Origin of the sequence: Actinomycetospora flava (assembly GCF_037400335.1) — a bacterium.
GTDB lineage: Bacteria > Actinomycetota > Actinomycetes > Mycobacteriales > Pseudonocardiaceae > Actinomycetospora > Actinomycetospora flava.
Map to the genome: position 1 here is coordinate 24,389 of NZ_JBBEGM010000011.1, position 19,514 is coordinate 43,902.

The 19,514-nt window shown below is 76.6% G+C and carries 18 protein-coding genes; 9 read left to right on the forward strand and 9 right to left on the reverse strand.

Annotated elements, in window-relative coordinates; translation table 11 throughout:
• Position 1 precedes the first annotated feature (1 nt).
• On the reverse strand, positions 2–1,972 hold the full coding sequence (locus WCD58_RS23530; protein WP_337705521.1) for an LCP family protein: 1,971 nt from the start codon (positions 1,970–1,972) through the stop codon (positions 2–4).
• Between the two features lie 407 nt (positions 1,973–2,379).
• Between WCD58_RS23530 and rfbD the strand changes: the two genes are divergently transcribed.
• The 4 genes from rfbD to WCD58_RS23550 all read left to right on the forward strand — a co-directional run bounded on the left by rfbD (position 2,380) and on the right by WCD58_RS23550 (position 5,475).
• The gene (rfbD, locus tag WCD58_RS23535; RefSeq protein ID WP_337705522.1) at positions 2,380–3,294 is read left to right on the forward strand and encodes a dTDP-4-dehydrorhamnose reductase; all 915 of its coding nucleotides are present in this window, start codon (positions 2,380–2,382) and stop codon (positions 3,292–3,294) included.
• Between the two features lie 76 nt (positions 3,295–3,370).
• Positions 3,371–3,628: a hypothetical protein gene (locus WCD58_RS23540; protein WP_337705523.1), complete on the forward strand. Its 258-nt coding sequence runs from the start codon at positions 3,371–3,373 to the stop codon at positions 3,626–3,628.
• A 39-nt stretch (positions 3,629–3,667) separates the two neighbouring features.
• Positions 3,668–4,579 (forward strand): tetratricopeptide repeat protein, encoded by a 912-nt coding sequence (locus tag WCD58_RS23545; protein WP_337705524.1) that lies wholly within the window; start codon positions 3,668–3,670, stop codon positions 4,577–4,579.
• A gap of 17 nt (positions 4,580–4,596) precedes the next feature.
• Entirely contained in the window at positions 4,597–5,475 is an 879-nt protein-coding gene (locus tag WCD58_RS23550; protein ID WP_337705525.1) for a glycosyltransferase family 2 protein, read from the forward strand.
• Here the strand turns inward: WCD58_RS23550 and WCD58_RS23555 are convergent.
• The gene (locus WCD58_RS23555; protein WP_337705526.1) at positions 5,472–7,460 is read right to left on the reverse strand and encodes a hypothetical protein; all 1,989 of its coding nucleotides are present in this window, start codon (positions 7,458–7,460) and stop codon (positions 5,472–5,474) included. The two genes, WCD58_RS23550 and WCD58_RS23555, sit on opposite strands and share 4 nt — an antisense overlap.
• Positions 7,461–7,498: 38 nt before the next feature.
• Entirely contained in the window at positions 7,499–8,116 is a 618-nt protein-coding gene (locus tag WCD58_RS23560; protein WP_337705527.1) for a TetR/AcrR family transcriptional regulator, read from the reverse strand.
• A gap of 60 nt (positions 8,117–8,176) precedes the next feature.
• Between WCD58_RS23560 and WCD58_RS23565 the strand changes: the two genes are divergently transcribed.
• Positions 8,177–9,385 (forward strand): oxygenase MpaB family protein, encoded by a 1,209-nt coding sequence (locus WCD58_RS23565; RefSeq protein WP_337705528.1) that lies wholly within the window; start codon positions 8,177–8,179, stop codon positions 9,383–9,385.
• A 23-nt stretch (positions 9,386–9,408) separates the two neighbouring features.
• Here WCD58_RS23565 and WCD58_RS23570 read toward each other — a convergent pair whose 3' ends face one another.
• On the reverse strand, positions 9,409–11,535 hold the full coding sequence (locus tag WCD58_RS23570) for a WD40 repeat domain-containing protein (RefSeq protein WP_337705529.1): 2,127 nt from the start codon (positions 11,533–11,535) through the stop codon (positions 9,409–9,411).
• A gap of 100 nt (positions 11,536–11,635) precedes the next feature.
• Here WCD58_RS23570 and WCD58_RS23575 point away from each other — a divergent pair, with 100 nt between their 5' ends.
• A complete protein-coding gene (locus WCD58_RS23575; protein ID WP_337705530.1) occupies positions 11,636–12,505 on the forward strand; it encodes an alpha/beta fold hydrolase in 870 nt (289 codons plus the stop codon).
• A gap of 2 nt (positions 12,506–12,507) precedes the next feature.
• On the opposite strand, the gene WCD58_RS23580 is transcribed toward WCD58_RS23575, so the two are convergent.
• Positions 12,508–12,978 (reverse strand): hypothetical protein, encoded by a 471-nt coding sequence (locus WCD58_RS23580; protein WP_337705531.1) that lies wholly within the window; start codon positions 12,976–12,978, stop codon positions 12,508–12,510.
• Between the two features lie 127 nt (positions 12,979–13,105).
• Here WCD58_RS23580 and manB point away from each other — a divergent pair, with 127 nt between their 5' ends.
• Both manB and WCD58_RS23590 read left to right on the forward strand, forming a co-directional pair.
• Positions 13,106–14,212: a mannose-1-phosphate guanylyltransferase gene (manB, locus tag WCD58_RS23585; RefSeq protein ID WP_337705532.1), complete on the forward strand. Its 1,107-nt coding sequence runs from the start codon at positions 13,106–13,108 to the stop codon at positions 14,210–14,212.
• Positions 14,205–15,155 carry a DNA-3-methyladenine glycosylase family protein gene (locus WCD58_RS23590; RefSeq protein WP_337705533.1) on the forward strand — a complete coding sequence of 317 codons (951 nt, stop codon included), beginning with the start codon at positions 14,205–14,207 and terminating at the stop codon, positions 15,153–15,155. Before manB ends, WCD58_RS23590 begins: the two co-directional genes overlap by 8 nt.
• On the opposite strand, the gene WCD58_RS23595 is transcribed toward WCD58_RS23590, so the two are convergent.
• The 4 genes from WCD58_RS23595 to WCD58_RS23610 all read right to left on the reverse strand — a co-directional run bounded on the left by WCD58_RS23595 (position 15,140) and on the right by WCD58_RS23610 (position 18,857).
• On the reverse strand, positions 15,140–15,721 hold the full coding sequence (locus WCD58_RS23595; protein WP_337705534.1) for an NUDIX hydrolase: 582 nt from the start codon (positions 15,719–15,721) through the stop codon (positions 15,140–15,142). The two genes, WCD58_RS23590 and WCD58_RS23595, sit on opposite strands and share 16 nt — an antisense overlap.
• Positions 15,722–15,724: 3 nt before the next feature.
• Entirely contained in the window at positions 15,725–17,080 is a 1,356-nt protein-coding gene (locus WCD58_RS23600) for a coenzyme F420-0:L-glutamate ligase (protein ID WP_337705535.1), read from the reverse strand.
• Positions 17,073–18,026 carry a 2-phospho-L-lactate transferase gene (gene cofD / locus WCD58_RS23605; protein ID WP_337705536.1) on the reverse strand — a complete coding sequence of 318 codons (954 nt, stop codon included), beginning with the start codon at positions 18,024–18,026 and terminating at the stop codon, positions 17,073–17,075. Before cofD ends, WCD58_RS23600 begins: the two co-directional genes overlap by 8 nt.
• A gap of 66 nt (positions 18,027–18,092) precedes the next feature.
• Positions 18,093–18,857: a site-2 protease family protein gene (locus WCD58_RS23610; protein WP_337705537.1), complete on the reverse strand. Its 765-nt coding sequence runs from the start codon at positions 18,855–18,857 to the stop codon at positions 18,093–18,095.
• 376 nt (positions 18,858–19,233) lie between these two features.
• Between WCD58_RS23610 and WCD58_RS23615 the strand changes: the two genes are divergently transcribed.
• Positions 19,234–19,467 carry a WhiB family transcriptional regulator gene (locus WCD58_RS23615; RefSeq protein WP_274198973.1) on the forward strand — a complete coding sequence of 78 codons (234 nt, stop codon included), beginning with the start codon at positions 19,234–19,236 and terminating at the stop codon, positions 19,465–19,467.
• Positions 19,468–19,514: the final 47 nt, after the last annotated feature.

The window sequence follows — 19,514 nt, forward strand, 5'->3', positions numbered from 1 at the left end:
CTCAGTCGATGCAGGGGACGCCCTCGGCGGTGATCGCCGGCTGGGGTGCGGGCGCCGGGGCGGCGGCGGCCTGGGACTCGGAGTCGGAGTCGGTGCTCGAGCTGCTGAACGGGGCGGGCGTCGGGGCGGCGGCGCCCGGGCCGCGGTAGTCGGCGCCGAGCAGGACGCGCACGGAGTTCGGCGGCACCGTGGGGTCGAAGCGGGTGGGGAGGTCGCCGAGGCTGCTGGCCACGCGCGCGCCGCCGCCGTCGCCGGCCGGCCCGAACAGCACCTCCGAGCGCGGCGCGGGCGCCTCGGCGTTGCCGGCGACGGTCCGGGCGTAGCCCTGGGCGGAGAGCACGGCGACGACACGCGCGGCGGCGCCCTGGGTGTCCGAGGCGTTGCGGACGTCGACCGGGATCGTCGCCGGCGCCGGGCCCTCGTCGTTGGCGTCCGCGGAGTCCTCGGGCCCGATGGCGTCGTTGACGAAGTCGCGCACCTCGCGGGGGTCGACGTCGAGGACCTCGCCGCGGCCGTCGACGTTGCGGGTGCCGTTGGTGGGGATGGTCAGGAAGGCGACGGCGCCGGCGCTGACGTCCTGCATCTGCCCGCCGAACTGCAGCAGGTCCCAGTTGCCGTCGAGCACCACGGACTGGCGCACGGCGTCGAGCAGCCGGCCGAGGGTGACCGGGTTGCCGAGCGTGCCGCTGGAGAGCACCTTGCGCGACATCGACGCGAGGAACGCCTGCTGGCGGCGGATGCGGTCGAGGTCGCCGTTGGGCAGCCCGTGGCGCTGGCGGACGAAGGCGAGCGCGTCGTGGCCGGCGACGGTGCGCGGGCCGGCCGGGAAGCGGGCGCCCGAGAGGTCGTCGTCGACGGGGTTCTTGAGGCACACGTCGACGCCACCGATGGCGTTGGTGAGCGTGTAGAAGCCCATGAGGTTGACCTCGGCGAAGTGGTCGACGGTCAGTCCCGTGAGGTCGGCGACCGAGGCCACGAGCGCCTGGCGGCCCGCCTCGGAGGAGCGGACGTCGACCTCGCGCGGGTCGCTGACCCCGGACTGCACGAGCCGGTTGGCCTCCTCGGCCTTCGCGCCGGGGTACGCCGAATTGATCTTGTCGCGGCGGAAGCCGCCGGGGATGTTGACGTAGCTGTCGCGGGGGATCGAGAACGCGACCGCGCGGCTGCCGTCGTTGGGGACGCGCACCAGCATCATCGTGTCGGTGTTGACGACGCCGTCCGCGGCGCCGGCGCCGAGCTCGCGCAGGACGTCGTCGGGCAGCGGCTGGCCCTGCGCGTCGGTGCGGCTGTCGACGCCGACGAGCAGGATGTCGGTGGCGCCGTCGGCGGCGTTGCCGACCGGGCCGCCGCCCAGCGCGCTCGACCCGCTGATGCTGCCCGACAGCGCGGCCCACGCCGTGCCGGACAGCGCGAACACCAGCACCGAGAGCACCACGAGACCCAGGCGCACCGTGCGGGCGATCGAGCGGCGCCCCCGGCGATCGTCCGGCGGCTCGGGCTCCCGCGGCGGCCGTGAGGTCCCCGGCGGGCGCGGGGGCGGCGGGGCCGGGCGGCGTTCGCGCTCCCTGTCCCGGGGATCCCGGGGGCGGCCCTTGTCCGGGGCGGGCTTGCGGGGCCGCTCGCGATCGGCGGGTGGCGACGCGGGCCGACGCGGGCGCTCGGGGGGCGGGGCGAGCCCGTCGCCCGCGGGGCCCCGGCGGGTGCCGGCCGGCGTCGTGGAGAGCTCCGCGAGGTCGCGCCGGCGCAGGCGGGCGTCGGGCGCGGCCGACCCGTTGGTGCCGTTGGAGCCGTTCGACCCCCGGCGGGCCGACGGGCGGCGGTCGGGCTCGGTGATCTCGTCGTCGCCCCAGGGGTCGTCCGCCGCCGGTCCGCCCGCGCGCCCGGGGCTGCGGCGGGCCGCGGACGGCCCGAAGCGGCGGGCGGGGTCGCGGCGGGACGGGTCGGGGGCGTCACGGGGGTCGCCGCGATCCATCGCCCGCCTCCCTCCGCGCCCCGGCCCCCGGCGGGACCGTCGCTCGATCGTCGTCCGTCGCTGATCACGACACGCGCCCGCGCTGCGGGTGGGCTCCCCACGTGCCCCCGGGCGCGGCATCGCGCCCACCGGTGGGGAACCCCGCCGTCACGGCAGGGTTCGTCGTGATTCGCAGGCTAGACGGCGGCTGGTTCGATCGGGGGCTCTCACCCGTTGGACGGCTCGTCGGCGCGTCGCGGCGACGCGCGGTGAGCACCGGGCCCGGACCCCGCTCCCGAGCAGGGTGGGCGCGGGCCGCCCGGACCCTGCGTCGTCACCGGACACGCCCACCGTGGGGCCGCCCGGGTTCCGCGCGGCTGCGAGACTCCGTCCGGGTGATCGACGGGAGGGGGGCTCCGGTGCGGTGGATGGTGATCGGCGCGGGGGGAGCGCTGGGTACCGACCTGGTCGCGCGTCTCGGCACGCCCGGCGCCTCGGGCGCTCCGCCGACCGACTCCGTGACGGCTCTGACCCGCAGCGAACTCGACGTCACCGACGCCGAGGCCGTCCGCGCGGCGGTGCGCGCGTGGCGTGCCGCGCCGGGCGAGGGGGCGGCGGTGCTGGTCAACGCGTCGGCGTTCACCGCCGTGGACCTCGCGGAGACCGATCCCGACGCCGCCGCGCGGGCCTGGGCGGTCAACGCGGAGGCGCCCGGTGTGCTCGCCGCCGCGTGCGCGGAGGTCGGCGCACGGCTGGTGCACGTCTCGACCGACTACGTGCTCGGCCCGCTGCCCGGCGGCGAGCGGCGACCGCTCGAGCCGGGCGACCCGACGGCACCGGAGGGCGTCTACGCCCGGAGCAAGCTGGCGGGCGAGGAGCGGGTGCGCGCGGCGCTGCCCGACGCCCACCACATCGTCCGGACGGCGTGGCTCTACGGCGCGACGGGCCCGAACTTCGTCCGCACCATGGCCCGGCTGTCCCGCGAGCGCGACGTCCTCGACGTCGTCGACGACCAGCACGGCTCCCCGACCTGGACCGGTGACCTCGCCGACGGGCTGATCGCCCTGGCCCGCTCGTCGGCGCCGGCCAGCACGCGGCACGCCGCGGGCGGCGGGGCGACCACGTGGTGGGGCCTCGCGCGCGCGGTGTTCGAGGAGCTGGGCGCGGATCCCGAGCGGGTGCGCCCGTGCGACACGGCGTCCTTCCCGCGCCCGGCGCCGCGGCCGGCGTGGTCGGTGCTGTCGGACGCGTCGTGGCGCTCCGCCGGGCTGGAGCCGCTACCACCCTGGCGAGACGCCCTGCGCACCGCGGTACGCCACCATCCGGCGCTACTGCTGGGCTGAATGGGCTAGCTACTTAATCCCATCGTTGTCATTTGCGTGTCCTCGCGGCGTTCTCGCGCGTTGAACGGTCATGGGTGTGGAGACGGTGCTCCTGGGGCTGCTCGGTCTCGTCGCCGTGTGGTTGGTGATCGACGCCGGGCGCGAGCGTCATCGGCTGCGGGCTCGGGTCGCGCGCGACGAGCGCTGGCAGGCCGAGCGGCGCCGCTGCGCGCGCCGGGAACGGCGGGCGCAGGCGGCGACGTCGGCGACGTCCGCCGTGTCCCCCGACGCCTGGCGCTACTGGCCGCTCACGCTGCCGTCGACGGAGGACGGATCCAGCGGACCGCGCCTCTAGGCCCTTCTGGTCACCGCGTCGGCGGCGCACACTGATCCAATGACGGAGCAGGCCACGGCGGGGGCGACCGGGGCTGCCGCACCGCACCCCGACGACGAGCCTCTCTGCGCCGAGGCGCACGAGATCGCCACGGCGACCGACGGCGACACCGTCGAGAGCGTCGAGGAACGCATCGCCCTGCTGCGCCGCGCCCTGGCCAGCGGCGAGCCGTCCGCGCCCGCGCTGCTCGCGCACGCCCACCTCGCCCGCGGCGAGCGCCGCGAGGCCGCCGACCTGCTCATCCCCGCCGTCATGAGCCGCCGGGAGAGCGAGCACGCCGGTCTTCTCGGCGAGACCCTCGCCGCGATCGGCGACCACGACAGCGCCGAGGCGGCGTTCCTCGTCGGCCTCGACGGGGGCGACCCGGCCGCCACCAACGACTACGGTGTCTTCCTGCGCGGGCGCGGCCGCACGCAGGAGGCGCTCTACGTGCTCGACCGGGCGGTCCGGCTCGGCGACGAGCTCGCCCCGCTCAACCTCGTCGCGCTGCACCTCGAGGAGCTCGACGACCCGGTGACGGCCACGGAGCTCGCCGAGGAGTTCCTCGACGACGACCGGCCCGCCACCCTCCTCGCGCTCGCCGACTGCCGGCTGGCCGAGGGCCGGGTCGGCGAGGCCGCGGACCTCTACCGCCGCGCCGCGGAGCAGGGCGCGCCGTGCGGGCACATCTACTACGGCTGGTTCCTGCGCGAGCACCACGGCGACCACGACGGGGCCGAGGAGCACCTGCGCCGCGCCCACGAGACCGGCGAGCCGGGCGCCGCCTTCCACGTCGGGCGGTTCCTCTTCGACCTCGGCCGCGCCGAGGAGGCGCAGCCCTACATCGAGGAGGCCGCCCGCCACGGCGACCCGGACGCGGTCGCGCTGCTGGAGAACCAGTACCGCGGGCTGGTCGACGAGTACGACGACTGACCGGCGACAATGCGGCCGTGCCCGATACCTCGCCCGAGACCTACGGTGACGGACTGGCCGTCGTCTGTGTGACCTACTCCCCGGGCGAGGCGCTCGCCGAGTTCGTGTCGTCCCTGGAGAAGGCCACCACCCGCCCGTACCGCGTCGTGCTCGCCGACAACGGCTCGGTCGACGGCGCCCCGGAGGCCGCGGCGGCCGCCGACGAGCGGGTCGAGCTGCTGCGGATCGGCGAGAACGTCGGCTACGGCGCGGCGGCCAACCGGGGCGTGGCCGGGCTGCCCGCCGAGGTCGGCTGGGTGCTGGTCGCCAACCCCGACATCGTCTTCGGGCCGGGGTGCCTGGACACCCTCGTCGACGCCGGGCAGCGGTGGCCGCGTGCCGGCTCGATCGGGCCGCTGATCCGCACCGGCGGCGAGGTGTACCCGTCGGCGCGCCTGCAGCCCAGCCTCGGGCGCGGGGTGGGGCACGCGCTGTTCGCGGCGGTGTGGCCGGCCAACCCGTGGACACGCTCCTACCGCCAGGAGGGTGCGGTCGCCGAGCGCACCGCGGGCTGGCTCTCGGGCTCGTGCGTGCTCCTGCGCCGCGAGGCGTGGGACTCGGTCGACGGCTTCGACCCCCGCTACTTCATGTACTTCGAGGACGTCGACCTCGGCGACCGCCTCGGCCGCGCCGGGTGGCTCAACGTCTACGTCCCCGACGCCGAGGTGGTGCACAGCGGCGGGCACGCCACCGAGCGCGACGCCCCGACCTCGTCGCGGATGCTCGCCGAGCACCACCGCAGCGCCTACCGCTTCCTCGCCGACCGCTACCGCGGCGCGCGCTGGGCCCCGCTGCGGCTCGCGCTGCGCGCGGGGCTGACGCTGCGGGCCCGCTCGGGGGCCCGCAGCGCGTTCTAGAAGGGCGGCGGGTCGTCGTCCTCCGGCTCGTTCCGCCCGGTCGTGCGGGGTGGTGGTCTGGTCGTCGGCCGGCCGGCCGGTGGTCCGGCGGGGTACGGGTCGTTGGTCCAGAGGGGTGCGTCGCCGGCGAGCTCTGGGGGGTTGGTGCTGGAGCGGTGCCGGTACCGGCCCGGCTCGGGGATGTCGGGGGTGACCGGCCGGGGCGGGCGTGGGTAGCTGTGCCCGGTGGGGCTGGTCCACACGAAGTGCCCTGGCGCGGGTTGCTCGAGGCGCCAGCCGCCCTCGTGTTTGAGCAGGTGGTCGTGCCCGCAGAGCGGGTCGAGGTTGTCCTCGAGGGTCTGCCCACGGTCGGTGACCGCGCGGGTGTGGTCGATGTCGGTGACCAGCGAGGACGCACGGCAGGGCGGGAAGACACACGTGCGGTCGCGGGAGCGGATCCAGCGGGCCAGCGCGGCGGAGGGGAACCGGCGCCGCGCCTCGGCGGGTGAGTCGGGTGGACCGGTCCAGGCCCGGAACTGTGCGCGGAGATCGTCGAGGACCGGTGCCCACATCCCGGGCTCGCGCATGCTGCGAGTGAGCTCCTGCTCGGTGATGTGGAGCTCGAGCACGGGGCGGGCGGCGGGTCGTCGCCGCTCGGGGGTGGTGCGGTAGCCGGTGGGTCGGCGTCGGGTGACCAGGGCGGCGAGCAGGTGTCCGTGGTCGTCGGTGACCGCGACCCGCCACTCGGCGTGGCAGAGCTGGCGGGCGAAGCCGCGGGCGAACACGGAGTGGATGACGCCGTAGCCGGGCATGATGCCGGGTTTCTCGTCGTACCCGAGCAGGGTGAGCAGCCCGATCCGCATCTCGATCCGCGCCCGCCGCGACATCGTCGGTCGCGGGCCCGCGACGGCCGGCTCGCCGGCCTCGGGCTCGCCGGCCTCGGGCTCGCCGGCCTCGGGCTCGTCGGGTTCGGGCTGGCCGGCCTCGGGCTCGTCGGGTTCGGGCTGGCCGGCCTCGGGCTGGCCGGCCTCGGGCTCGCCGGCCTCGGGCTCGCCGGCCTCGGGCTCGTCGGGTTCGGGCTGGCCGGGGCCGGGGCCGGGGCCGGGGTCGCGGTCGGTGGGGCGGGTGTCGCCGCCGGGGCGGGGGCCGTGGGCGCCGACGTGCTGCGGGGCGCGGCGTCCGCGTGGATCGGTGGGGTCGGCGTGGGCGACGACGTGAGCGACCAGGGCGTCGTCGTCCCACCCGGCCGGGCGGGGACTCAGGAGCGCGAGGTAGATGTCGGCGCGCACGGTGTCGATCAGCCCGGGGTGCCCGGCCGCTTTCGCCCGCAGCGCCAGGGTCTCCACATGGGCGGTCGACAGCGCCCCGGCATCCAACGGCAGGTCGAGCCCCGAGAGGTTCACCGTGCCGGTCTCGGTGCGCCGGGCCCGCACGCGGCGCTGCCGGCGGGCGTTGTCGTAGAGCTTGGCCGCCCACCCGGGGTCCAGCCCGGTCGCGACCTGCTGGAGCCGTTCGACCAACCCCGACAGCGTGAGCCGCGGCGCCTCGGGCAGCACCGCGAGCACCACGGCGCGGGCGTGCTCGGCCGAGAGCGACGAGGTCCAGGTGACACACAACCGCACCCGGTCGGTGTCGATCCGCCCGGCGTCCCAGGCCGCCCACAGCTCCGGGATCGCCGCGATCGCGGTGTCGGCCTGCCCGAGCAGCTTCGACACCCGGGTGCGGGACTCGGACAGCACGACCCGCAGCTCGTCGGTGCTGAACTCGGTGTAACCCTCGCGTCGGCCGCCCGGCCGGTCGGGGTCGGCCAGCGCCACCTCGCGCGCGACCAGGGCGAAGCGGGCTTCGTGGTGGGAGAGCTGGCGGCGCCAGGCGCCGGCCAGGATCACCGCGTCGTGCGGGGACACGGCGCGGGGGTCGACCTGCTCGAGCAGGGCGCCCAGCGCCGCGCCGGGAGGTGTCGTGGCGACACCCTCCGGCAACGATGCGAACACCTGTTCGAACACGTCATCAGACTATCGCCCACCCCCGACAACGGAGGGTGTCAGCCGGCGAGCGCCCGCCCGAGATACCCCAGGACCAGAGCGGTGACCTCGTCGGCGAACGCCTCGCGGTCGATCGCCGGCTCCTCCAGGACGTAGGCGACGGCCAGGCTCTCGACGGTGCGCACGAGCAGCCAGGCGACCGTGCCCGCCGGGTGGCGCAGCTCGCCGCCGTGGCGGGCGAGCAGGGTGCTCGTCAGCAGCGCGTCGACGCGGCGGGCGAACGCGGCGCGCCGGTCGTCGCCGGCGCGCGGCAGCCGCTCGGCCACCGCCCGGAGCAGCGACGGGTGCTCGGCGAGGGCGTCGGCCAGCGCGAGCACGACCCGCCGCACCGCGAGCGCCGGGTCGCGCTCGGCCGCCGTGTCGACGAAGGCCCGGGTGACGCGCTCCTCGAGGTCGTCGGCGTAGCGGGCGACGACCTCGTCGACGATGGCGTCCTTGTCCGGGAAGTACTGGTAGAGCGAGCCCGGGCTGATGCCGGCCGCGGCGGCGACGTGGTTCGTGGTCAGGCCCTCGACGCCGCGCTCGAGCAGCACGGTCCGGCCGGCGGCCACGATCCGTTCGACCATCTCGCGCGAGCGTTCCTGGCGCGGCTGCCGCCGGCGGCGCGGTGCCGTCACGGTGCGACGGGAAACGACGCGACTTGAACGCGAGCAGGAACTCGTCTCAGCATGGACGTCATGGTGGCAGGCGAGCAGGTGGACACACCGCGCTATCCCGGACGGTTCCGCGCGGCGCCGGAGCGGTCGCGGCGGATCGCGCGGCCGCTGGGCGTGGTGGCGCGGGTCCGGGGCGTCGACGAGGAGCTGCTCGACCGGATCGGCACGCGGATGTTCGCGCGCGACGAGGTCGGCGCCGCCCTCGCCGCGGCGATGAGCAGGCCGCGCGGCGACGGCGAGCGCGTGACGATGGCGGCGTTCCACCGGGCGCTGGGCGGGGAGACCCGTGAGAGATCGGCGCTGGCCGACTTCTTCGCCGAGGTCGAGGACACGCCGTCGTGGGTGGACCTCGACGAGGTCGAGCGGGGCGGGCGGGCGCTGCGGCGGATGGGGCGCACGCTCGACGACGTCCTGCTCACGCTGTCGCTGATCGGCGGCTACCGCTTCGGCGGCCCCGCCGACCTGCTCGTGGCCACCGGCGGGCTGACCGGGTCGACGGCCACGCGCCGGCTCGGCGAGACCACGGAATGGGCGCGGGCGGTGATCTCCCCGGGCGGGATGCGCCGCGACGGCGAGGGCTGGCGCCTGACCGTGCACGTGCGGGCCATGCACGCGCTGGTGAACCGGCGCTTCGAGACCAACGGGCGCTGGGACGTCGGGCACTGGGGCCTGCCGGTCAACCAGTCCGACCAGGCCGCGACCCTCGGGCTGTTCAGCAGCACCGGCCTGCTCGGGGCGCGGGCGCTGGGCTGGGTGGTGACGCCCGCCGAGTCCCGCGCGGTGATGCACCTGTGGCGCTACGTCGGCTGGCTCATGGGCGTCGACCACGACTGGCTGTTCACGACCGAACGCGAGCAGAACCATTTCCTGCACCACGTGCTGCTCGTCCAGGACGACGTGACGCCCGCCGGACCGGCGCTCGCGGGCGCGCTCGTCGACGGCCAGCGGACCCTCGCGGGCGGGTGGCGCGGGGAGCTGCGCCGCCGCCACGTGCTCGGGCTGCTGCGCTGGTTCCTCGGCCGCGAGGCGCTCCGCGACCTGGGGCTGCCCGACGCCCTCCCGTGGACGGTGCCGCCGGTGGTGCTGCGCAACCTCGTCCTCTCCGGGCTCGTGGCCCGCACCCGCGCCGGCCGCCGGGCCCTCGAACGCCGCGGCGACGCCTGGACGCGCGAGGAGATCGGCCGCCGCTTCGCCGGCGCCCGCCCCGAGGTCGCCGCGCTCCCGGGGTAGGTGTCAGCGGCGTGGCGTCGCTGTCACCCAGTGTCCGTATCGCCACGCGCTCGCCCGCCGTCCGCGAGCCGGAGCAGGTGCGTGTTGCCCGCGCCGTCGCCGACGGCGAGGTGGTCGCCGTCGACGGCGACCGCGCTGAGCCTGCTGTCGAGCGGCGCCGCGCACACCGTCCACGCGGCGGTGAGGTCCCAGACGGTCACCACGCCGTCCCGTTCCCCGACCGACACCGCCCGGTGCCCGGCGAGGCCGGCGACGGCCGGCACGCGCGTCCGGTCCGCGGACAGGACCGTGACCCGCCCGCTCGCGACGTCCCAGCAGTGCACGAGCCCCTCGTCGCCGGCCGCGAGCACGTGGCAGCCCTCGTCGTCGACCGCGAGGTCGCGGACGACGACCTCGGGGCCGTCGGCCACCGCCGTGCTGGTCGCGTGGAGCCGGAGCTCGACCGTGGCGCCGCGCCCGGAGCGCGGGTCCCACACCGCGAGGTGGCCCCCGCCGGCGACGGCGACGACTTCCAGCCCGCGCGCCGCGGCGACCCGCGTAGGGACACCGAGCGGTGCCGGGAGCTCCGCCGTCGCCCCGACCGCGCCCGTCGCGGCGTCGACGACGGTGAGGCGGCGCCCCGCGACCGTCACGGCGTGGTCGCCGCGCCCCACCGCCACGGTCCCGGGCATCTCCACGGTGTGCTCGACGGCGCCGGTGCGCAGCGAGCGGAGCTCCACCGTGCGCCCCAGGGCGGTGTAGAGCCCGGACGGCGAGGACCACATCAGGTCGGGTCCCGGGTCCGGCTCCTCCTCCGAGTCCTCCTCCGACCGGACGGTCCAGAGCTCCTCACCGGTGCCGACGTCCCGGGCCACGAGGGGCAGCTCCCGAGAACCGGCCACGACCACCCCCGCGCGGTGCGAGACCGCGACCGACGCGACCCCGAGCGGCAGACCCGGCAGCGCGTCGGGCACGTCGTCCGCCGCGTCGGTGTCCCACAGCAGCAGCGTCCCGGCCTCGTCGCCGGTGACCGCCCGGCGCCCGTCCGCGCTCACGGCGGCGACGGTGACGGGCCCGCGGTGCCCGGTCAGGGACGACACCCGAGCCCGCGGCCCCCAGACGTCGAGCACGGTGTCGTCGTTGGCCACCAGTGCCCGCCCGCCGGGCAGCACGGCGACGTCGCGGGCCCAGCCGCGCCCGTACCGCCCGACGCGGGGGGTGTCGAGGCGCACGCGGTCGCCGAGCGCGCCGCCCCGGACGTCGAAGCGCAGGACCGCGCCGCGGCGTGTGGTCGCGTGCAGCGTGCCGCCGTCGGCGCCGAAGGCGAGGGCGAAGACGTCGTCGTCCTCCTCCACCACCTGGCGGCACACCCCGGTGTCGACGTCCCAGACCCGCAGGGTGGCGTCGCCGGCACCGGACACCACGGTCCGGCCGTCGGGGGAGACCGCGAACGCGGTGACGTCACCGGCGTGTCCGGACAGGACGTGGAGGGCGCGGCGCGCGGCGACGTCCCAGATCGCGACCGTCCGGTCCTCGGACACCGAGGCCAGGCGCGGGCGCGGACCGGGGACGAAGCGCAGCCGGTGGATCCAGCCGTCGTGGTGCCCGACGGCGGTCGCGGTGCCGTCGCCGAGGCCGAGCACGTGGATCGCCCGGTCCAGGAACGCCACGGCCAGCAGGGCGCCGTCGCCGGAGACGGCGAGCCGGATCGGGCGCGCGGACGGCGACGGCCGGGCGAGGACGACGGGCCGCGAGAGACCGGTCCTCACGTCCCAGACCCGCAGGTCGCCGTCCTCGGCCATCGAGAACAGCCGCCCGTCCGGGGCGAACGCGGCGTCGGCGACACCGGCCCGGTGCCCGGCCAGGGTGCGCAGCAGCGCCGGCGGGAACGGCCGGGTCCGCCAGCGCTCCTCGAGCACCGTCCGGCCCTCGGCGTCGATCCGCTCGCGCGCGCCCCGGGCGGTCTCGGAGAACCCGAGCGCGCGGGCCCGGGTGAGCACCTGCTGGGCGACGAACGACCCGGTCTCCCCGCCGCGCAGGTGGTGCGCCTCCAGGTCCAGCACACGGCGCAGCGGTTCGGGGCCGTCCCACCGCGCCAGGACGGCGTCGACACCCTCGGCCGCGACGGCCGACTCCAGCGCGGACCAGGACCCGTCGGGCACATCGATCACGTCGGAGGCCCCGTCGGACTCGTTACCGGTGGCCCTTCGGCCCCGAGCGATGGCCGGAAGACCGTGGCGCGGCGCGCCCCGCCCACGATCTCCTCGACCCATGGGCAGCACGACGGTCGGGGCCTTCGTCGACGAGCGGGCCCGCGCGCGCTACGCGGCGGCCCTGCACGCGGCCATGGCGGCGCTGCCGGCGCACGTGTCGCGCACGGTCGACACGCGCTTCGGCACCGTGCGGGTGCACCGGTTCGGCACCGGGGCCGGCACCCCGCTCCTGCTGGTGCCCGGCCGCATCGGCACCACCGCGATGTGGGCGCCGAACCTGCCCGCGCTCGCGGCGCGGCGCACCGTGTGGGCCCTCGACCTGCTCGGCGAGCCGGGCGCCAGCGTGCAGACCGCGCCCATCGCGGGCGACGCCGACCAGGCGGCCTGGCTCGCGGAGGTGGTCGACGCCGTCGGGGGGCCGGTGCACCTCGTCGGCGCGTCGCTCGGTGGGCGGTGGGGCACCGAGCTCGCGGTGTGCCACTCCGGGGCCGTGCGCTCGCTCGCCCTGCTCGACCCCGCGCACACCCTCGCCCGCCTGCGGCCGGGGTTCGTGCTCGCCTCGCTGGCCTCCCTGGTCGCCCCGGACCGCGGCCGCGCGCTCCTCCTGCGCTACGCCGGCGGCGCCGAGCCACCCCCCGACGACCCGATCACCCCGGTCATGGAGCTCGGCGCGCGGGCGTACCGGATGCGGCTCGGCCCGCCCGGCTTCCCGTCGGACGCCGCGTTGCGCTCGCTCGCGATGCCGGTGCTGGCCCTGCTCGGCGGCCGGAGCACCGTCCTGCGCGCCGGGCGTGCCGCCGCCCGCGCGCGGGCGCTGATCCCGGACGTCGAGGTCGAGGTGTGGCCGGACGCCACGCACGCCCTGCCGAGCTCGCACGCCGACGCCGTCGACGCGCGGCTGGAGGCGTTCCACGCGCGGGTGGAGTAGGTCTAACCGCCGAACAGCCGCTTCCACCACGGGCGCCGGGGCTCCTCGGCCGGGGTCTCGTCCCGATCGTCGACCGGCGCCGGGCCGGGGCCGCCGGGGAACGGGTTGGCTGGGAAGGGCGAGGTGCCCGGGTGGGTGCTCGACCGCGTGTCGAAGCGCACGGTGGTCGCGTCGCCGTCGTCGTCGGAGGGGCCCGACTGGGCGGAGTAGCCGGACGGGTCGGCCGGGCGCCGGGGGTCCGGCGCGCGGTGGTGCCCGTTGGCGTGGCCGTTGGTGCGCAGACGCTGCGTCAGATCCGGGTCGTGGCCCGGTCCGCGCCGCGAGGCCATCGTGTGCGGCAGCACCGTGGTGCTCGACGCGTCGAACGGGGAGACGGCCGTGTCCGGCGTGACGATGTCCTCGTCACGTTCCGTGGCCCGTTGGGAGGCGTGCGCGATGGCGTCCTGGGCGCGCTCCCACGCATTCGAGGCCACCGCACCCCTCCTGCTCGTTCCCCCACCGGCGGGACACCGGCGGGGTCGTGCCGCCGGACGCCCCGGGGAGGGTCCACACTATCGCCCGCGGTCACGATTCGTCATCGACGAGGGGGGTCTACGGGTGATGCAGGCGGGGGAGACGGCGGTGATCGACCCGGCGCGGACCGCCGCGGTCGTGCTCGTCGGGGGGCAGGGCAGCCGGTTGCGGCCGCTCACCCTCACCACACCGAAGCCCATGCTGCCCACCGCGGGGGTGCCGTTCCTGGCGCACCTGCTGTCCCGGATCGCGTCCGCGGGCATCCGCACGGTCGTGCTCGGCACCGCCTACCGGGCGGAGGTGTTCGAGGGCTTCCTCGGCGACGGCTCCACGCTGGGCCTCGACCTGACCTGCCGCGAGGAGCCCGAGCCCCTCGGCACCGGCGGCGGCATCCGCTACGCCGCGGACGCGCTCGCCCCGGAGTTCGACGAGGTCGTCGTGTTCAACGGCGACATCCTCTCCGGCGTCGACGTCCGCGCGGTGGTCGGCGAGCACCGCACCGCCGGGGCCGAGGCGACCCTGCACCTCGTGCGGGTCCCCGACCCCACCGCGTTCGGCTGCGTGCCCACCGACGGCACCGGCCGCGTCACCGCGTTCCTGGAGAAGACGCTCACGCCGCCGACCGACCAGGTCAACGCCGGCTGCTACGTGTTCCGGCGCGAGGTGCTCGACACCATCCCCGCCGGACGGCCCGTCTCGGTCGAGCGCGAGACCTTCCCGGGCCTGCTCGCGGCCGGCTCGCGGCTGCAGGGCCACGTCGAGTCGTCGTACTGGCTCGACCTCGGCACGCCCGCCTCCTTCGTGCGCGGCAGCGCGGACCTCGTCCAGGGCGCCGCGCCGACCGCCGCGCTGCCCGGCCCCGTCGGCACGGCGCTGCTGCTGCCCGGCGCGAAGGTCGCGTCGTCGGCGTCGCTCACCGACGGGACGACCGTCGGCGCCGACGTGCAGATCGGCGAGGGCAGCCGCGTCTCCGGCTCGGTGCTCATGGACGGCGCGCGGGTCGGCGACGGCGTGCTCGTCGAGCGGTCGGTGATCGGGCCGGCCGCGACGATCGGCGACGACACCGTGGTCACCGACGCCGTCGTCGGCGACGGCGCCTCGATCGGCGCGTCGTGCGAGCTGCTCGCCGGCGTGCGCATCTGGCCCGGTCTCGTGATCCCCGACGGCGGTCTGCGATTCTCGGGTGGTGCCTGAGGTCGTCCGCGAAGTCGCCGCCGCGCCGGAGGCGGAACGGACCTGGCGCCCGGACTTCGTCCTCGACGTGCGGGCGCTCGTCGCCCCGCTGCGCCGCGGCAAGGGCGACCCGACCTTCCACACCGAGCTCGACGGCCCCGACGGGGGGCAGCTCTGGCGCGCCACGCCGACGCCGGAGGGCCCCGCGACGCTGGCCCTGACCCGCCGCGACGGCGTGGTCCACGCGCGGGCGTGGGGCCCGGGGGCCGGGTGGATCGTCGACGGGGTGCCGGCGCTGCTCGGCGCCGAGGACGACGACGCCGGCTTCGTCGGCCACCACCCGCTGGTCGCCGACACCCGGCGGCGCATGCCGGGTCTGCGCCTCGGCGCCACGCGCACGGTGTGGGATCAGCTGCTGCCCGCGATCCTGGAGCAGAAGGTCACCGGCACCGAGGCGCGCCGCTCGTTCCGCGAGCTGTGCTGGCGCTTCGGCGAGGACGCGCCGGGCCCCACCCCGCGGCGCATGAAGCTGCCGCCGACGCCGCGGCGCATCCGCGAGGTGCCCGACTGGGAGTGGCACAAGGCGGGCGTCGACCAGAGCCGCCGCCGCGCGATCCTCGCCTGCGCCACCGTCGCGCACCGCCTCGAGAAGGCCGCCGAGCTGCGCGGCGAGGCCGGCCGGGCGCTGCTGCAGAAGGTCCCCGGCATCGGCGTCTGGACGGCCGCCGAGGTCGCGCAGCGCTCCTGGGGCGACCCGGACGCGGTCAGCGTCGGCGACTTCCACATCCCGACGACCGTCGGCTGGGCGCTCGTCGGTCACAAGCTCGACGACGCCGGGATGCTCGAGGTGCTCGCCTGCTACGCGCCGCAGCGCCAGCGGGCGGTGCGCTACATCGAGGCGTCGGGGTTCCGGCGCCCGCGCTTCGGGCCGCGGTTCTCGCCGAAGGACTACCGGACGTACTGACCCAGGAGCGCGCGCCCGAACGCGACCTCGTCGGGCAGCTCGGCGAGCGGCCACCAGCGCAGGTCCAGCGACTCTTCGCTGATCGCCTCGACGGCCCCGGCGGGCGCGTGCGCCACGAAGCGGACGTCGAGGTGGCGGGTCGGCACGCCCAGCGAGCAGGTCAGCGCGTGGACCTCGGCGTGCACCGGCTCCGGGTCGAGGACGAGGCCCTCGATGCCGGACTCCTCGGTCGCCTCGCGCAGCGCCGCGCCGGCGAGCGTCGCGTCGCCGGGCTCGATGTGGCCGCCGAGCTGGATCCACGCGTGGACACGCGGGTGGAGGGTCAGCAGCGCCCGCTCGCCCGCGGCGTCGAGCACCAGGGTCGACGCGGTGAGGTGGCCCGGCGCGCAGGAGCGTGAGCACGCGTCGGGACGGGCGTCGAGGTAGGACAGCAGCGCCAGGCGCACGGAATCCAGCTCGCGGGCCCCCGGACGCCAGCGGTCGAGCACCGCGCGGGCGTCGGCGTGCGCGGCGGCCGTGGTGACGGCGGCCCGGGTGGTGGCGGCGAGGGTCAGGTCGTCACTCACAGATCAGATCTCCACCCATCGGTCGTCGACGGTCAGCTCGCCGCGCGGGGGCGGCTCGGCGGCCGGGTGCCCGATCGCGACGGCCCCCAGCGGCTCCCAGTCGGCGGGCAGCGCGAGCTCGGCCCGCACGACGTCCGCCGCGAAGATCGTCGACGACACCCAGCACGACCCGAGCCCCTCGGCGGCCAGCGCCACGAGGAACCCCTGCACCGCGGCGCCGCCGGCCACGGTGAACATCGTGTGCTCGGCCGCGGCGCGCCGGTCGTCGGGGTAGGGGTGGGCGCCCTCGAGCACGAGGAACGGCAGCACCACCTCCGGCGCGGTGCGCAGCAGGTCTCCGCGCGCCACCCGCCGGGCGACCGCGTCCTCGGCGAACCCGTCGCCGCGCAGGTCGGCGCGCCACGCCTCGGCCATCGCGTCGAGCAGGCGCTTCCGGACCTCCGGCGACCCGAGGCGGACGAAGCGCACGGGGCGGGTGTGGTGCGGGGCGGGCGCGGTGAGCCCGGCGGCCCCGGCCCGGCGCAGCGCGTCGGCGTCGACGGGGTCCGCGGAGAACGCCCGCACCGAGCGCCGCGCCGGCACGGCCTCGCGCCGGCCCCGCCGCAGCGCCTCGTCGGTGCCCAACCAGAACAGGTCCTCCTCGACCGGGCGGACGAGGTCGGCCCCCCGGGAGGTCTCCGAGCGCAGCGCCGCCGGCAGCCCGCGCACGACGGCGACCGGCACCCCGCCGAGCTTGCCCTTGACCAGGTCGGCGGCCGCGGCGACCTCGTCGGCCACCGCGACCTCGGTGACCACCAGCTCGTTGCCCTGCGCGTCGACCGCCCCGCCGTAGGCGTGCACCACCTCGAGGCCCGCGGCGCCGATGGCGGCGTCGGTCTGGCCGGTGCGCCAGGTGCGGCCCATGGTGTCGGTGACGACGACGGCGACGTCGACCCCGAGGCGCTCGCGCAGCGCGGCGCGCAGGGCGGCGGCCGAGGCGTCGGGGTCCTCGGGGAGCAGGGCGACCTCGTCGCCGGCGACGTTCGACGCGTCGATGCCCGCCGCGGCCTGCACGATGCCCAGCGGGTTGGCGACGATCTTGGTGCGGCCCTTGGTGGCGAGCAGGCGGACCGTCTCGCGGTCGACCAGCCGGCGCCGGGCCGCGTCGCGCTCGTCGGGGTCGGACGGCACGGTGACCAGCCGGCCCTCGACCTTGGAGAGCACCTTGGAGGTCACGACCAGCACGTCGCCGTCGGCGAGCGATCCCTCGAGCGCGCCGGCCAGCGCCGCGGCGAGATCGTCGCCGGGCCGGAACTCGGGCAGCCCGCTGACGCCCCAGAGCGTCAGGCCCGCCGAGGCGTGATCGGCGTGGTCAGACACCCGCGACCTCGTAGGCGGCCCGCACCATGGCCGCGGTGGTGTCCGGGTCGGTCATCATCAGCGGCACCTCGCGGACCTCGACGCCCGGCACCTCCGCCCCGTCGCCCGGCGCGACGAGCCAGCCGTCGAGGAGGCCGCCGGTGGACCGCGAGCCGTACCAGCGCCCGACGCCCTCGGCGCTGACCGGCACGTCGACGGCCGCGAGGCACGCCTCGGCCATGCCGCGCACCGCGTGCCCGTCGACGATCGGCGACACGCCGATCACCTTGCCGGGCGCCGCCGTCAGCGCCGGCCGCATGCCGGGGACGTCGACGATGGTGTTCACGCTGACCACGGGGTTGGACGGCGCGACGAGCACGACGTCGGCGTCGGCCACGGCGGCGAGCGCGTCCGGGCTCGCGGTGGCCTGGTCGCGCCCGACCGAGGCGAACGAGTGCGCGGTGAGCGCCGCGCGGTGGCGCACCCACCACTCCTGGAAGTGGATGGCCTTCCGCTGGCCGTCCGCCGGGTCGTCGACGACGACGTGGGTCTCGATGCGGTCGTCGCTCGCCGGGATCAGCTCGACCCCGGGCTGCCACCGGGCGCACAGCGCCGCCGTGACCTGCGAGAGCGGGTAGCCGGCCCGCAGCATCCGGGTGCGCACGAGGTGCGTCGCGACGTCACGGTCGCCGAGCCCGAACCACGTCGGGTCGGCGCCGTAGGCCTCGAGCTCCTCGCGCACCGACCACGTCTCCTTGGCGCGGCCCCAGCCCTTCTCGGTGTCGATGCCCGCGCCGAGCGTGTACATGCAGGTGTCGAGGTCGGGGCACACGCGCAGCCCGTGCAGCCAGATGTCGTCCCCGACGTTGACCACCGCGCGGATGGTGTCGCCGGGACCCGCGGCGGCCTTGACGCCCTGCAGGAAGCGGGCGCCCCCGACGCCCCCGACCAGAACGGTGACCTGCACCGGAGCTCCTCTCGTGGCTTGCTCCCGCGATCGTCCTCCTCCACCCCGACAGCGGGGTGCGGAGGGTCAGCGCAAGAGCGAGATGAACTGGTCCTGCCCGACCGCGGCGAGCGTCGAGTCGCCGCCGACGAGCGAGGACAGCGCGTCGGACACCGCGAACAGGACCGCCGAGGCGCCCGGCAGCAGGAAGAGCAGCAGGATGATCGCGAGCGGCGCGTACGGCGCGATCCGCGCCGCGCCCTGCCGCGTGCGCCAGGGCAGGTAGGGGTCGATGACGCCCCAGCCGTCGAGGCCCGGCACCGGCAGCAGGTTCAGCACGAACGTCAGGATCTGGATCAGCCCGAGGAACGCGAGCGCGGCGGCGAGCGGCAGCGGCGGCGCGGTGAGCGCCAGGGCGAGCGAGATCAGGGCGGCGAGCACGAGGTTGGCGACCGGCCCGGCGAGCGACACGGCGCTGATGGCCGGGCGGGAGCGCAGCGCCGCGCGCTGGATCCACACGGCGCCGCCGGGCAGCGGGATGCCGCCGAGGATCAGGAACAGCAGCGGCAGCACGAGCGTGAGGCCGACGTTCGCGTAGCGGCGGATGTCGAGGGTGAGGTAGCCGAGCGCCCGCACCGAGTGGTCGCCGCAGCGGTCGGCGGTCAGGGCGTGCGAGAACTCGTGCAGGCACAGCGACACGGCCCACCCGGCGAGGACCAGCAGGACGGTGCCGCCGATGATCGCGCCCTCGGAGGGCAGCAGCGTCAGCGCACCCCCGGCGGCGGTGAGCGCCACGAGGACCAGGAAGATGGGGCTGACCGGCGATCGCAGCCGGGACACGCGGGGGGCCACGGGTCCAGTGTCCCCGACCCGTCGGGGCCGGTTGGAGCAGCCGGGGAGCGAAGAAGCTGTGCATTGCTACGGATAGCGCATGACGTTCACCGCACGTGACGACCGGTCGTCGCGACATGCGGCCACACGGGGCCCCCGGCTTGACCCGGATGGAACGACACCGGTGTAATTCCTACGCGATGACACGTCGGTGCGGGGCCGACGCCTCGTCCGCTCAGCGGGGGGCCGGGGGAGTCGAGGCGAGGGAGGCGTCGTGAACGGTGCGGAGAGCGGGTCGGTGGTGCTGGGTAGCGGAGGAAGTGAAGCGCGGAGCTGGGCCATGGAGTCCGGCCACGGGCCCAAGGCCGGGCTGAGGGACGTCCTGTCCGAGCTCGCCATGGTGACCGAGGACGAGCAGGAGTGGCAGGAGCGCGCCCTGTGCGCGCAGACCGACCCGGAGGCGTTCTTCCCCGAGAAGGGCGGCAGCACCCGGGAGGCCAAGCAGATCTGCAACAGCTGCGAGGTCCGCAGCGAGTGCCTGGAGTACGCCCTCGGCCACGACGAGCGCTTCGGGATCTGGGGCGGGCTGTCGGAGCGCGAGCGCCGGCGTCTCAAGCGGCGCGCGGTCTAGACCCCCGCCGTCCCATCCCACGGGCGGGTCCTTAGTCTCGGACGCCG